The sequence below is a fragment of the Myxococcus sp. NMCA1 genome (assembly GCF_026810205.1).
GTDB classification, from domain to species: Bacteria; Myxococcota; Myxococcia; order Myxococcales; family Myxococcaceae; genus Myxococcus; species Myxococcus xanthus_A.
The window spans coordinates 4,174,936-4,188,790 of sequence record NZ_CP113950.1 but is presented as its reverse complement, the minus strand read 5'-3'; the positions used below and the strand labels follow the sequence as shown (position 1 = coordinate 4,188,790).

General features: G+C 67.6%; 12 protein-coding genes, 1 tRNA gene and 1 pseudogene. 6 read left to right on the top strand and 8 right to left on the bottom strand.

All coding sequences use genetic code 11. From position 1 onward, the window contains the following. Positions 1-30 precede the first annotated feature (30 nt). Positions 31-588 carry an adenylyl-sulfate kinase gene (cysC, locus tag OZ403_RS17995; RefSeq protein WP_268784685.1) on the bottom strand — a complete coding sequence of 186 codons (558 nt, stop codon included), beginning with the start codon at positions 586-588 and terminating at the stop codon, positions 31-33. 106 nt (positions 589-694) lie between these two features. Here cysC and OZ403_RS17990 point away from each other — a divergent pair, with 106 nt between their 5' ends. Then, positions 695-1,480 (top strand): thioesterase II family protein, encoded by a 786-nt coding sequence (locus OZ403_RS17990; protein WP_216608500.1) that lies wholly within the window; start codon positions 695-697, stop codon positions 1,478-1,480. 9 nt (positions 1,481-1,489) lie between these two features. Here OZ403_RS17990 and OZ403_RS17985 read toward each other — a convergent pair whose 3' ends face one another. Then, on the bottom strand, positions 1,490-2,266 hold the full coding sequence (locus OZ403_RS17985; protein ID WP_140791463.1) for a 4'-phosphopantetheinyl transferase family protein: 777 nt from the start codon (positions 2,264-2,266) through the stop codon (positions 1,490-1,492). A gap of 201 nt (positions 2,267-2,467) precedes the next feature. Between OZ403_RS17985 and OZ403_RS17980 the strand changes: the two genes are divergently transcribed. The 4 genes from OZ403_RS17980 (at position 2,468) to OZ403_RS17965 (ending at position 6,743) form a co-directional block, all read left to right on the top strand. After that, a complete protein-coding gene (locus OZ403_RS17980) occupies positions 2,468-3,721 on the top strand; it encodes a glycosyltransferase (RefSeq protein ID WP_140791462.1) in 1,254 nt (417 codons plus the stop codon). Next, a complete protein-coding gene (locus tag OZ403_RS17975; protein WP_140791461.1) occupies positions 3,718-4,818 on the top strand; it encodes a hypothetical protein in 1,101 nt (366 codons plus the stop codon). The genes OZ403_RS17980 and OZ403_RS17975 overlap by 4 nt, the downstream gene beginning before the upstream one ends. A gap of 51 nt (positions 4,819-4,869) precedes the next feature. Further along, positions 4,870-6,009 carry a hypothetical protein gene (locus tag OZ403_RS17970; RefSeq protein WP_268784684.1) on the top strand — a complete coding sequence of 380 codons (1,140 nt, stop codon included), beginning with the start codon at positions 4,870-4,872 and terminating at the stop codon, positions 6,007-6,009. A gap of 164 nt (positions 6,010-6,173) precedes the next feature. Then, a complete protein-coding gene (locus tag OZ403_RS17965; RefSeq protein ID WP_268784683.1) occupies positions 6,174-6,743 on the top strand; it encodes a hypothetical protein in 570 nt (189 codons plus the stop codon). A gap of 145 nt (positions 6,744-6,888) precedes the next feature. Here the strand turns inward: OZ403_RS17965 and OZ403_RS39475 are convergent. Both OZ403_RS39475 and OZ403_RS17950 read right to left on the bottom strand, forming a co-directional pair. Continuing rightward, positions 6,889-8,495, bottom strand: a pseudogene (locus tag OZ403_RS39475) (Rieske 2Fe-2S domain-containing protein). Positions 8,496-8,763: 268 nt separating this feature from the next. Further along, positions 8,764-9,852 (bottom strand): carbohydrate-binding protein, encoded by a 1,089-nt coding sequence (locus OZ403_RS17950; RefSeq protein ID WP_268784680.1) that lies wholly within the window; start codon positions 9,850-9,852, stop codon positions 8,764-8,766. A 349-nt stretch (positions 9,853-10,201) separates the two neighbouring features. Here OZ403_RS17950 and OZ403_RS17945 point away from each other — a divergent pair, with 349 nt between their 5' ends. Then, positions 10,202-11,161: a TerC family protein gene (locus OZ403_RS17945; RefSeq protein WP_268784679.1), complete on the top strand. Its 960-nt coding sequence runs from the start codon at positions 10,202-10,204 to the stop codon at positions 11,159-11,161. 147 nt (positions 11,162-11,308) lie between these two features. On the opposite strand, the gene OZ403_RS17940 is transcribed toward OZ403_RS17945, so the two are convergent. The 4 genes from OZ403_RS17940 to OZ403_RS17925 all read right to left on the bottom strand — a co-directional run bounded on the left by OZ403_RS17940 (position 11,309) and on the right by OZ403_RS17925 (position 13,809). Further along, a tRNA-Val gene (locus tag OZ403_RS17940) sits at positions 11,309-11,380 on the bottom strand. 90 nt (positions 11,381-11,470) lie between these two features. Then, the gene (locus OZ403_RS17935) at positions 11,471-11,740 is read right to left on the bottom strand and encodes a hypothetical protein (RefSeq protein WP_268784678.1); all 270 of its coding nucleotides are present in this window, start codon (positions 11,738-11,740) and stop codon (positions 11,471-11,473) included. A 12-nt stretch (positions 11,741-11,752) separates the two neighbouring features. Continuing rightward, positions 11,753-12,178, bottom strand: coding sequence for an SCP2 sterol-binding domain-containing protein (locus OZ403_RS17930; RefSeq protein ID WP_140791447.1), 426 nt, complete (start codon positions 12,176-12,178; stop codon positions 11,753-11,755). Between the two features lie 8 nt (positions 12,179-12,186). Continuing rightward, positions 12,187-13,809, bottom strand: coding sequence for an Hsp70 family protein (locus OZ403_RS17925; RefSeq protein WP_140791445.1), 1,623 nt, complete (start codon positions 13,807-13,809; stop codon positions 12,187-12,189). Positions 13,810-13,855: the final 46 nt, after the last annotated feature.

The following is a 13,855-nucleotide window of genomic DNA, read 5'->3' as shown; positions in this document are numbered from 1 at the left end:
GCGGACGTTCCGCCACCTCGGGGACGCGCTTCACGCCGCCGCCGCGGCGTCGAGCAGGCCCCGCCTTCGCAGCGTCTCCAAGACGCGCCGCAGGCCCGCCTCCACGGTGTCCACATCCGAGCGGACGGTGACGTCGGGCGCGTCAGGCACCTCATAGGGGTCCGACACGCCGGTGAAGTGCGCCAGCTCGCCGGCCAGCGCCTTCTTGTAGAGCCCCTTCACGTCCCGGGCGATGAGCACGTCCAGAGGCGCCTGGACAAGGACTTCCACGAAGGGGATGCCCGCCTCCTCGGCCAGCCGGCGCACCTCGGCGCGCGAGCTCGCATAGGGCGAGATGGCCGCGGCGATGACGCCCACCCCGTGCTTCGCCAGCAGCCGGGCCACATGACCGATGCGGCGCACGTTCTCCTCGCGGTCCTCGCGGGTGAAGCCCAGTCCGCGGGACAGCCAGGTGCGCACCTCATCCCCGTCCAGCACCTCCACGGGCATCGACGAGGTCAGGTGCGCACGCAGGGCACGGGACAAGGTGCTCTTGCCCGCACCTGACAGACCTGTCAGCCAGAGTATGAAGCCCGCGGAACGCCCCATTGTGACTCCAGAATGACGCCCCTGCGCGTCCCCGAAACGCTAACACGCCACGCGGCCTCCGGGACTTGACCCGTTTTCCGTGGCCATGCGACAGAGCCTTCACGTCATGCAAAGCGCGTCCAACTCGAGCCCTCATGCCCCCGACCGCTGGTTCCCCACCCGGAAGCCGTTGACGGATCCGCGGCTGCGGCTGTTCTGTCTGCCGTACGCCGGTGGCAGCGTGGCCATCTACAACCAGTGGAGCCAGGGCCTGCCGGCGGGTGTGGAGCTGTGCCCCGTCCAGCTCCCCGGGCGCGAGCGCCGCCTGTCGGAGAAGCCCATTGGCAGCCTGCCTGCCCTGGTGGACGCGCTGCTGCCCGCCATCGCGCCGCTGCTGGACCGGCCTTTCGCCTTCTTCGGCTATAGCATGGGCGCTCGCATCTCCCTGGAGCTCGCTCGGCGCCTCCAGGCCCGCAATGGCCCGCGCCCCGTGGGCCTGTTCCTGGGGGCCGCCGGGCCGCCGTCCGTCAACACCCGCGAGCCCATCCACCACCTGCCCGAACCGGAGTTCATCGCGCAGCTGCGGCGCTACGACGGCACGCCCGAGGAGATCTTCCAGCACCGCGAGCTGCTGGAGCTGGTGCTGCCCATGCTGCGCGCCGACTTCGGCATCGCCTTCACGGAGGACGGCCCCCAGCCCGCGAAGCTGGAGGTCCCCATCTCCGTCGTCGGCTCGCCCGAGGACAAGCACGTCCCCACCGCGAACCTGGAGCGCTGGCGCGACGAGACGCGGAGTGAGGACGTCCGCGTCCGCCTCTTCCCCGGCGGCCACTTCTTCATCAAGTCGCAGCGGGACGCCCTCCTCGCGCACATCAGCGAGGACCTGAACCGGTGGATGGGCCGCGCGCCCTGAGTCCGCCGTCTACGCCGCCTGGAACCGGGGCGGCGTGTCCCCGGCCAGCGGCACGGTGAACTGCCAGCGCACCGTCAGCGGCTGCCCACGGGGCCGGTTCACCGCCACCGCCGCCTGGTGCCGCTCCGACGGGCGCAGCTGCACGAACTGCCACGCCTCCGGCACGTCTTGCATCCGCGGGTCGAAGGAGATGCGCGGCGCCTGTCCCGGCTCCAGGTGGAAGGCGAACTGCTCCAACGGCAGTGACAGCCCCGCGCCGCGCGCCTTGATGTAGGACTCCTTCAGCGTCCAGTACTCGAAGAAGCGCTCCCGGTGCCGCTCCGGCGGCAGGGCCTTCAGCGCCGCCACTTCCGACGCGGCGAAGTAGTGGTCGGCGATCTCCACCGTCTCCCCCTTGCGCTGCGCGTCCTCCACGTCCGCGCCCAGCTCCGCGTCCCAGCCCACCGCCACCAGCGCCATGCCGTCCGTATGGGACAGGTTGAAGCGCAGCTTCGGGCCCCACTCCCCCCGCACCATCGGCCGGCCATACGCGTTGGTGTCGAAGGCCCAGTCCTCCGGCGGCACCGGCGCGTAGCGCGACAGCGTCAACCGCACCAGCGCATGGCTCACCAGGTACTGACGCTGGTGCCGCTCGAAGCGGAAGCGCTGCTGCTTGTCGCGCTCCTTCGCGTCCAGCAGCGACCAGTAGGCATCCAGGAGGCGCCGGTCGTCGATGCGCTCGGGCTCGACAATCCATACATGGACTTCATCCGGACGCAGCGCCAGGGGCTGGAAGTCTGTCGGCATGCCCCCTTTCTACCACCGCCGCCTGCTCGCTCCTGCGTGCTTCTGCGTGGCATGGCCACTGATGGCCACTGTCTCTGACCCCCGAGGCAGTTGGCACACACCGTCGTCCCCGCCAACCTTTCGCTCGCCCATCTTGGGGGTCGTGGCGGATGCAGGGGCAGCGACAAGGGCTGCTAGTGGCGTGATGGGGGGCAGGGACGGATGGAGCTCTTTCCAATTCAGTTACTTTTCATGGTGGTTCTGATGAACCGCTATGTCCTCGGGCCATTGCTACGGCGCCTGAAGGGGCGGCAGTTCGACAGAGTCGACGACACCTACCTCCCACGAGTCGCCATCGTCATCCCGCTGTTCAACGAAGGCGAAGGCATCTACCACGGCGTTCGCAGTCTCCTGGAGCAGGACTATCCCAGCCACCTGCTGCAAATCGTGGTGGTGGATGACTGCTCCAAGGATGACAGCTACGCCTGGGCACTGAAGGCGGCGGAGGGAAATCCCAACGTCATCGTCATGCGCAACCCGGAGAACATGGGCAAGCGCAAGGGCATCAACCGCGCGGTGAAGGCCGCCACGGACGCGGAAATCATCGTCTCGGTGGACTCGGACGTCATCGTCGACAAGGCCGCCGTCCGCCAGTTGGTGCGCCGCTTCGTCAGCCCGCGCATCGCCGCGGTGGGCGGCCGCACCTACGTGACGAACCGTCATCACAACTGGATGACGCGGATGATTGAAATCAAGTTCCACTTCGCCCAGGAGTGGCTCAAGGACCTGGAGCGCAGCTTCCGCCAGGTGATGTGCCTGTCGGGCTGCCTCACCGCGTACCGCCGCCACGTGCTGCTGGAGCTGGAGCCCATCCTCGAGGCGCGAGCCATCGCGGGCATCCCCATCAAGTACGGCGAGGACCGGTTCCTCACGCGGCAGATCGTCAAGCACGACTACGAGACGGTCTACACGCTGGACGCCTTCTGCTTCACCGCCGCGCCGTCGACGCTGGCCGGGTACTTCTCCCAGCAACTCCGGTGGCGCCGCTCCAACCTGGTGGACCTGCTGGGCGGCCTGTCACACGCCTGGCGGCTCCATCCGGTGGTGACGGTCCACTACGTGTCACAGCTCGCGCTGCTCCTCTCCTACCCGCTGGTCATCGTGCACAACGTCCTGACCGGCGAGTTCTGGGACATCCTCGCCTTCCACTTCCTCATCATCGGATTGCTGGGAGTCATCTATCGAATCGAAACGCGGCACCTTCCCGCGGACCGCCGGGTCCACGGCGCCAGCTTCCTGCCCATGGCCCTGCTGATGCCGGTGACGTACGCGCTCTTCACACCGCTGGCACTTCTGACGCTGGACTCGGGGAGTTGGGAGACACGGGGCAGCGCCAACACCGCTCCCGAGACGTCGCCGGCCGACTCCGGGGGCCGCTTTCCTCCCACCCATGCTGGTGAGGGCACTACACCATGAACCAACGCGTCGCCAATCGCGTCAACAGCATCGCCGTCTCGGCCTACAAGTTCATCGGTTCCCTGCTGCTCACGCTCATCATGCTCGGGCTGGTGTCCTTCCTGTCCGTCCAGGGCTTCTTCCTGGTGAGCCGCAGCTGGGTGACACCCACGGTCATCTCGCCGACGGACCCACAGATTCTCACGCTCAATACCCAGGTGGCCGCGCAGACGTCCGCGCGCGACCACGTGTTGTCGGACCGTCGGTCGGTGGAGAACCGCATCGCCGACGCCGAGCGCTCCATCGCCGCGGAGCGCGCGTTCCAGCAGCGCTTCCTCGTCGCCCTGCGCGGCGAGCGCGACGCCAAGGACCGGGTGGCACGGCGCCTGTCGTTGCTGCGGCGTGAGTACAGCAACGCCCGGGCGGAGATTCTCCAGTCCAACCGCGCCTACGCCGGACTGGCGCGCACGCGCACCGACGCGCTGTACGACGCGCGCCTGATGGAGCAGGAGGAGAAGCTCACCATCAACCACCACCTGGCGCAGCTGGCGCAGAGCAACCTGTCACTGGCGCAGTCCTCGGCGGACCTGGAGACGCGGCTGGATTCGCTCCAGCGGGAGATTGCCGGCCTCTCGGCGGTGCAGTCCGGCATGGGCAAGGACGAGACGCCCCAGGGCATGACGTCCGACGTGCTGCTGCTGGAGCGCGAGTACACGCACTCCGTCCTGGAGCAGGCCCGCGCGGAGGCGACGCTGAAGAGCCTCCAGACGGACCTGGCCGCCCTGGACGAGGTGGCCCTGCGCTACGACACGCTGATTGCGTCGCTGCGTGCGTCGCCGTACCTCAAGGCCATCGAGAAGGACCTCACGGTCGCCTTCGTCCCGTACGAGAACATCCCGAACGCCGAGCAGGGCACGCCGCTGTACTCGTGCGCGGCCAGTGTTTTCTGGTGCCACGAGGTGGGCGTCATCGGGCGCGTGCTCGAGGGTGAGGTGTCCCTCAAGCACCCCATCCGCCAGTACATGCTCCGCGGCGTCATGGTGGAGGTCCAACTGTCGGACGCTCCTTCCGCCCGGCAAGACCTGCTCCACCTGGGCCGGCCGCCGCTGCTGCTGTGAGTCCCACCCCCCTTTGCCTGGAGACGGCCTCGGAGCCGGAGACACTCGACTATGCGGATGACCGTCACTTGTGGCGCATTGCTGTCACTCGCCGCGCGGCTGGCGCTGGCCCAGCCGGCGCCTCCTCCCGCGGGAGAACTCACGTCGCCGTCCAGCGAGGACCGGGCCGCCGGCTACTGCGACTTCGTCCGCGGCGTGGGCAGCGCGGAGGCCGCGCTCGAGCTGGCGCCCGAGCTGTTCGGGGCCTTCGGCGTGGTCAACGCGGGCGAAGCCAGCGGAGGCGCCGGCACCACGCCGCTGGGTGAGCCCACCCCGCGTGTGACGGCGGGGTTGATGTACGACTTCCTGGGCATCTACCGCGGCCGTACCATCCACAAGCGCGCGGAAGCGGAGTGCCGCCGGCAACGCGCGGTGACGGTGCTGGAGTCCGCCATCCGCCAGGGCAGCGGCCTGGGCGAACAGGCCGCGCTGGAGGCGCGGGCTCGCGTGCTGGAGGAGGCGCTGCCCCACGCCGAGGCGTTGCTCACGTCGCTTCGCAACGACATGAAGCAGGGCATGGTGACGCTGGAGGAGCTGAACGCGGTGCAGGTCCGGCTGGATGGGCTGCGACAGCTCTCTAGCAACACACAGATTGCTCGCGAGCGGCTGGCGGCCCGGCCTTCGTTTCAAGAAGGTCAGCGGCTGGAGAGCGTGCTGAACGAGCTGCGAGCCGCGGATGACCAGCTCGAGGCGTATAACGGTGCGCTGCGCCGCTCGCGCGCCTGGCGCATCAACGTGCGCGGTGGGTACGACGAGCTCATCGACGTCGACCAGAACCTGCCCCTCTTCGGGCAGCTCACGCTGTCCTACAACCTGGGCCACCTGTGGCAGGGCTCGGCCAACGCACGGGCGAGGGAGGGCCGCCGCCGCGCGACGCTCGATGACGTGTCGGGCGTGCCCCAGCGGATCAACGAGCTGGTCGCCGAGCTGCGTACCGTCCACCGCACCGAGGAGGGTCGGCTGCGTGAGGTGAGCACCCTGGTGTCGGACCTGGAAGCGCAGCTCCAGTCCATGGACGCGCTCCAGACGCGGGAGATTCGCCGCTTCCGCGGCTACCTGATGATGGAACTCACCCGCCTGCGCGCGGAGCAGGCCTATTTGCGTGCCCATGTGGAATCGCTTCAGTCCTTCCTGGGTGCCCGGTCGCCGTGACACCGCGCCGGCTGATCGTGGGCTGCGGCGTCCTGGCCGCGCTGCTGGGCGCCGGCTCCAGTCCGGCGGATGGAGGCCGGGATGGCGGTATGGGGCAACGGCTCGCGCCGAAGGAACGGGATGAGCCGCGCCTCCCAGGGGCTCACCGGAAGAAAGGCAGGCCCATGCTGACGCGCGTCCCGTTGTCCCGACTGACGGTCACTGAAGGAAGCCTGGAGCCCGGCCCCGGCGAGCAGTTCCTCGTCGACGGGCCGCGCATGCGCGCCATCGTTCCAGGGAGCACGACGAGCAACGTGGCGCTGCGCTTCACCATTCTAGGCCCCACTGAGCGCCAGGTGGCCCTGGCATCGGGGGAGCAGCGCCAGCAGGTGGGTCTCAAGCTCTTCGCGGTGGATGCCTGCAACGTACTGTACGCGATGTGGCGGCTGGCACCCAAGCCGGGCATCGTCGTCAACTTCAAGCGCAACCCGGGACAGCACACCAGCCGCGAGTGCGGCAACCGAGGCTACACCATCCTGCACCCCGAGCAGCACGTCCGGCTCGAAGCGCCCTCGACAGGCGAGCCCCACACGCTGCGGGCCCAGCTCGACGGCAAGGTCCTCCGCGTCTGGGCGGACGACACGCTCGCGTGGACGGGCGAGGTGCCCGAAGAGGCGCTCGCGCCGGATGCCCCGGTGGGCCTGCGCTCGGACAACGTTCGGCTGAGTCTTCAGCTCTCCACGCCGCCGCCCTGAAGTGTGCGGACCTTCCGCGCCAGCTCACAGAACGCCCACGGCCGATCCGGGAGGCGCGCCAGGGACACGCCGTCACCGGATCCGCGCTTGCGCGTCCCCCCGGGCGCCACGGCAACCGCGCGGCGCCCAGGGAACACGGCATTAATTACAGCTGAGGCTGCGGGTCCGCCGCCGGCGTCTGGGGCTTCTCCTGCTCGCGCTCGGGCAGCAGCTCCGCGCAGAGCGTGGACGTGTTCTGCGTGCACACGCCTCCGGCGTCCAGGTCGAACTGCCAACGGTGGCGCGGGCACACCAGGTAGCGCCCCTCCTCCACCCAGCCCTCGGACAGGTCGGCGCCCTGGTGGGGGCAGAAGCGCTGGATGGAGAAGCGCCGCCCACCGGCCTCCACCACCGTGCGCTCCCGCTGGGACTCGGTGGAGCGGATGCCCTCGCAGAACTCGCGCATGTCCTCGATCTCCACACCCAGGAAGCCGTGCAGCACCGGCTCGTATACGTCCGGGTTGCGGCTCAGGCGCAGGCGGAACGACAGCAGGAAGTCCTCCCACGTGAGCTTGCGGTCCAACACGCGCCCCACGTCGGCCGCGCTCGTCTTCAGCGTGTAGCGGACCTCTTCCTGGATGTCCGCCACCACGTGGACACGGCGCGCCTTGAAGTCCACGCGCAGCAGCTGCTCCGGAAGCTCCGTCAGCTCCACGTAGAGCGGCATGCCCACGCGCTCGTGCAGGTCGAGGAGGTCCAGCTTGCGCTGCAGCTCCACGCGCAGCCGCTCGTGAATCTCCGCCACCTCCGCGACGAGCAGGTTGCGCCGCCGCTCGCGGAACACGGACTCCTGCCGCTTCGCGTAGTCGTGCAGGTACGCCTTCAGGTTCTCCGGCGTCACGCGCTCGGCCACCTGCGAGACGAACTCCAGCGACTTCGCGTCCAGCACGTCCCCGGGCATCGGCTCCAGGTAGCGCGTCTTCCCCTGGGGCAGGCGCTGCCGCAGGAAGGCGAAGAGCTGCGTCGCGTTCGGGAAGATGTTCACCTTCTCGAAATTGAGGTGGAACTGCGCCGGGTCCAGGAAGGCCGCGGGCCCGGCCGCCGCGATGTACGCCCGCGGATGAATCACCTCGAGCGTGCGCGCCACCGCCCGAACTTGCTCTCCCGCTTCTTCAGCGAAATGGCCGCGTAGGTCTCCGCCGGGTACTCGTAGCAGGTGGGGTGCCAGATGGCCCCGGAGAACTGCGCGGAGAACACGTCGATGGGCCCCTCCTCCGCGACGATGCGCCCCATCCGGTCATGGAGCTTGCAGTCGTTGATGTTGAGGAAACACTGCCCGTCACCGCGCACCATCACCGCGGAGTCACGGTTGGTCCCCTGCTCCGACACGAACAGCTTCACGTAGCCGCCCTTGATGGGGACCTCGTGGCCGTCCTCGCAGGCGAGGACCTGCTTGCAGCCATACCTGGCGAACACGTCCTGCAGCTCGGAGCGGTGGAAGCGCGGCACCAGCACCGTGAAGTCCCTCTGGCGGATGGTGGCCAGGAACTCCGGGTCGAAGTGGTCCTTATGCTCGTGGCTGACGTAGAGGTAGCGCTCCTTGCCGGGCGTCTCCAGCTTCTCCCGCACGCGCGGCGCCAGGTGGTGGTTGCACGGCAGCTGCATCCACGCCGAGTCGAATGCCCCGCGGGACGACAGCCACGGGTCCATGACGACAATGGCCCCCGCCGTCTCCACGACGAACCCGGCGTGGCCCAGGAAAGTGATGTGCATGGGAAGTCTTCCTCTCTGACAGCCAGTGGGCCGGCCTGAGCGCCGAGCCCCGACGAAACAGGGCTGCCGGCGGCTGGCTGGCGCGTCGACGCCCGCAAGGTGGGGAGGCCGAAGCCACACTCGCCACCCGCCCGGGAGGTGGACCTTCCCGTCCATGGACGCACGAAGGGCGCGGAGGACCTCGTCGGGTCCCCCACGCCCTCGTGGGACCGCGGACTTCCGTGTTCAGGCGCGCCCCCGTTCAGCGGACGCGCCAGGAATCAGCGGCTCACTGCTCCGGCGCGATTTCGCGCACGGACAGCCACTTGAAGTCCACGTTGTCGGTGCTGTCCCAACGGAACGTGGCGATGGGGCCGCCCCACGTGAGCGGAATCGCGCCATCCGCGCCGCCGCAGTGCTCGGCGTCACCACCCCAGTCACCGGCGTCCACGAAGTCGTAGACCTTCTCCCAGGAGACCTTGTCGGCGTTCTCGTTGAGGTACATCTCCAGGTGCACGGCCTCCTTGCCGTTGACCTGCGTGTTCCGCATCACCGTCTTGAAGCCCACCCAGCGGCCCGTCAGCGGCTCCGTCACCTTCTTGTACGGCGCCTGCTCGTAGGAGACGTGCCACGCCTCCTTCTGGAAACGAGCCTGGCCATTGAAGTGTAGCGCGCCCTTATAGCTGCTGCCCTCACAGCCCTCGTGGTCGTCGTTGTGCTTCCCGCCACGCGCATACATGTCGAAGTTGTCGGACTCATCGGACGCGGAGTTGAGCTTCACGAAGCCCGTCATCTCGACGTTCTTCCAGTCGTTTGGCGACTGCATGTAGCCACGGCTGGCGAGCACGTCACGGTCATACGTGGCGATCTCTTTCGGCTTGTAGCCGGTGGACGTGAAGACGTTCATGCGCACCTTGTCGCTCTTGAGATTCCAGGAGCCGTCCGAGTTGCGCGTAAGGTCGTCCTGCGGATCGAAACGACTGTCGGACATCGCGTCGTCGGCCAGGAACCACTGCTCACCACCGGCGGCGGACGGGTGGATCATCGTCACGCCAAACTTGTCCGCGCCCGACTCGACAGGCTGCTCGGGCTCGGTCGACGGGTCCTCGGGATTGGTCGAGGGCTCGTCGGGCGGCGTGGTGGCGACAGGGTCATCCGGCGACGTGTCAGAGTCCCCAGGCTCCGGGGTGCCGGGGGTCTGGCCACCGGGCGTCTGCTCGGACGGAGAGGGAGCAGGCACCTGCGGAGACTGACCAGGGGGCTCGGTCCGCCCTGGCGTATTCGAATCCTCGTTGCCAGCTTCATTCCCGCAGCCCGTGATGGCGGCGAGAGCGAAGAGCGCACCACACGTCGAGGACAGAAAACGATTCCGAGTCAAAATAGCGTCCTTACTGCTTGAGGCATGAGGGTGACGAGTCCCCAGGCGCCTATCGCCTGGAGTCGGCTCGACGCGTCCTTCCGCCGGGAGGAGTAACTGCCCTCAGGGACGGTGACGCCTGGCTGGTCTCATAGCCCCGTGTTTGATTTTTCCAACCGGGACGGTTCCAAACCCATCGCCTTCAAAACCACTTCCCAAACATTTGGGATGTTTTTGACTGACCGTATGCCCCCTGAGCGACAGAGGGAGCACGGTCGCATTTTGCCCGGGTCATTCGATTTTCCCGATGGAGTTCGGCTGGAATTCCTATTTGTGGAAGACTCGGATGACTCTTATCTGACGCTCCCATATGGAAACCTTCCCAAGCGTCGGCAGTCCGGGCCTGTGGGCCGGCTTTGTCGCCTTCGTCATCGCGATGCTGGCGCTCGATCTCGGCGTCTTCCACCGCAAAGCCCATGTGGTGAAGTTCAAGGAGGCCCTGGGCTGGAGCGCGGTGTGGGTCAGCCTGGCGCTCGTCTTCGGCGCGGGTGTCTGGTGGAAGTTCGGGCCCGAGCCCGGCCTCCAGTTCATCACCGGCTACCTCATCGAGAAGTCGCTCTCCGTCGACAACATCTTCGTCTTCGTCGTCATCTTCTCGGCGCTGCGAATCCCCTCGCTGTACCAGCACCGGGTCCTCTTCTGGGGCATCCTCAGCGCGCTGGCGCTGCGAGCCATCATGATTTTCGCGGGCGTGGCGATGCTGGCCCGCTTCCACTGGCTCATCTACGTCTTCGGCGGCTTCCTCATCCTCACGGGCGTGAAGCTCTTCCTCCAGCGCAACAAGGAGGACAACCCGGAGGAAGGCGCGCTGATGCGTCTGGCCCGGCGGACCATCCCCTCGACGCCCAACTTCGACGGGCACCACTTCTTCACCGTGGAGAACGGCCGCAAGCTGGCCACGCCGCTGCTGATGGCGCTGTTGCTGGTGGAGGCGTCGGACATCCTCTTCGCGCTCGACTCCATCCCCGCCATCTTCGCCGTGACGACGGACCCCTTCATCGTCTTCACGTCCAACATCTTCGCCATCCTCGGCCTGCGCTCCATGTTCTTCATGCTGGCCGGCGCGGTGGAGAAGTTCAGCTACCTGAAGGTGGGCCTCTCCGCGGTGCTCGTCTTCGTCGGCACGAAGATGGCGCTCATCGACTTCGTGAAGGTGCCGCCCGAGGTGTCCCTGTCGGTCATCGCCGGCCTGCTGGGCGCGAGCATCGTCGCGTCGCTCATCAAGTCCCGGAACACGCCCACCGGCGACGCCGACGCGCCCAAGGTCTGAGCCGCACCGCGGCCTCACGCCGCAATCCCAAGCCCACTCCGCGCGGTATGCGGGGTGGGCTTTCTTGCGTCCGGCGCAGCGGCGGAGACGGAGCCCGAAAAGCAGAAAGGCCGTGAGTCCCGATTCGGACTCACGGCCTTTCTTGAGTGGGCGCAGCAGGGTTTGAACCTGCGACCCCTGCCGTGTGAAGGCAGTGCTCTACCGCTGAGCTATACGCCCTTCTGCTGTCTGCTGCCCGCCGCCGGTGTTGCCAGCGGCGAACGCGGGTGTAGATGCCATTCGCCCGCTCAGGTGTCAACGCATTTTCGACTACAGCGCGCCGAGCTTCTCATCGAGCTCGCGCAGCCGGCGCTTGAGGCCGGACAGCTGCTTGCCCAGGGCCCTGAACTCGCTGCGGGGCGCGAAGTTCAGCGCCTTCATCAGCTCCTCCTGCCCCCGGTCGAGCGCCTGCTTGCCGCGCTGTGCTTTCCCAATGGCGTTGGCAATGGCCATGGCGCGGCGGTCGTCAGCCATGAGCTTCTCCATGGCCTTGCCCGACACGTTGAGGGCCTGCTTCTTCAGGTCGTCCGTGATTCCCATGGGGTGCCTCGCTCAGGGCTCGTCGATGAACTGCGTCTGCAGCTGCGCGAAGACGCGGTCGGCGATGCCCTTGTACTTCATGCGTTCGATCAGCGGCTGCAGGTCGCCCTTCATGGAGATGCGGCGCTTGAGCACCGCCTCCACCGGGTCCAGCGTCCCCTTGAGGAGCTGCTTCCAGACGCTGTAGGGCGCGCGGGCCAGGTACACCGGCTCCAGCTCGTCCAGGTCGTCTGGATCCGCCAGGACGCGCGCCTTTTCGATGCGGCAGTCACCGGGGACGACGTGCACCACGAAAGCCCTCGCCAGCATGCCGGGCTCGGCTTCCACCACCGCCCCGAAGTCGCCCTTCCAGCCCTTGCCGGCCATGGCGCACTCGGGATCCTCATTGGTGAGGCGGACCGCTTCGTCCACCCACTCCTTCGACGGGAACTTCGCCATCTGGACTCCTAGCCCCTCCGGAAGATGCTCTTGATACTGGAGAAGAGCCCCCGGTCGTCGCTCCCGCTGCTGCTGGAGCTGGGCACCTGCTGTGAGTGACGCGACGCGACCTCCTGGAGCGCCCGCTTGAGCTGCTCCGGCGTGTCGCGGGTGGCGAGGTCCACCTTGCGCATGCCGCTCGCTTCCTCCACCGTCACCTGGAGCAGACACTCCTCGGTGAGGCGGAAGTCGATCTTCCGGCCGGCGGCGGCCGAGGGCACGCGCACCGTGCCCAGATATTCGTTGTCCACCAGCAGGTCACTGTCCCCCTGGTAGATGTCCAGCTCGATGAAGGGCGAGCCTGGCTCCTTCGGCGGAGGCAGGCGGAAGCTCTTCACCATGGGAATCAGCGAGTTCTTCTCGATGATGCGCTTCACGCGCCCGTTGGGCATTGCGTAGCCGATGGGCATGGACAGCGCGTCCAGCAGCGTCACCGCGTCGATGCTGCCCAGCGAGTCGCCCAGCAGCGCCGCGCCCAGGGCCACGCACTCGTCCGGGTGGACGCCCTTGCGCGGCGCCTTGCCGAAATGCGCCTGGATCTTCTGCTGCACCAGTGGCATGCGGCTCTGGCCGCCCACCAGGATGATTTCGTCGATCTCCGCGCGGGAGATGCCCTTCTCTTCCAGCACGCGGTCGCAGATCTCGAACGTGCGGTCCACCAGGTCGCCGGTGAGGCTGTTGAGGAACTCGCGCGTCAGGGGGATGCGCAGATCCACCGGCTTGCCCTTGCGCTCGTCGATGAAGGGCAGGTCGATGACGACGTTGGGGATCAGCGTGAGGTCGATCTTCGCCGCCTCCGCCGCGTTCTTGATGCGCTGGATCGCGATGGGGTTCTCCGTGTTGAGGTCGACCTTGGTCTCCTCCCGGAAGCGCTCCAGCACGTACTCCATGATGCGGTTGTCGAAGTCCGCCCCACCCAGGAAGGTGTCGCCGCCGGTGGCCAGGACCTCGAAGACATTGCCCGCCAGGTGCAGCACGGACACGTCGAAGGTGCCGCCGCCCAGGTCGTAGACGAGGACCTTCTGATCCAGGCCCCGGTTGAAGCCGTAGGCCAGCGCCGCGGCGGTGGGCTCGTTGACGATGCGCTTCACGTCGAAGCCCGCCAGCCGGCCGGCCTCCTTCACCGCGTTGCGCTGGTTGTCGTTGTAGTAGGCCGGGACGGAGATGACCGCCCCTTCGATGGGGCCGCCCAGGAACTGCTCCGCGATGGTCTTCACCTGGCCCAGCACGAAGCTGGACACCTGGGGCAGCGAGTACAGCTTGCCGCCCATCATCACCGCGGTGTCCCCGTTGGCTCCCTCGACGATGTCGTAGGGGAAGTAGCCCTTGAGCTCCTCCACCGACTTGGAGTTGTACTTCCGCCCGATGAGCCGCTTGGTCCCCCAGAGCGTGTTCTTGGGGTTGGTGACCATCTGATCCTTGGCCACCCCGCCCACCAGCAGATCGCCGCGCGCCGACAGCGCCACGACGGAGGGCAGCGTGAGGTTGCCGCGATCGGTGGGGACGATCTTCGGGATGCGGTTGCGGACGGACGCCACCAGCGTGTTGGTGGTGCCGAGGTCAATCCCGATGATGCGAGGTCTGTCCGCCATGAAGTGAGGGGGCTCGTGCCGGAAGACGCCGCCCCTGATTCCACTG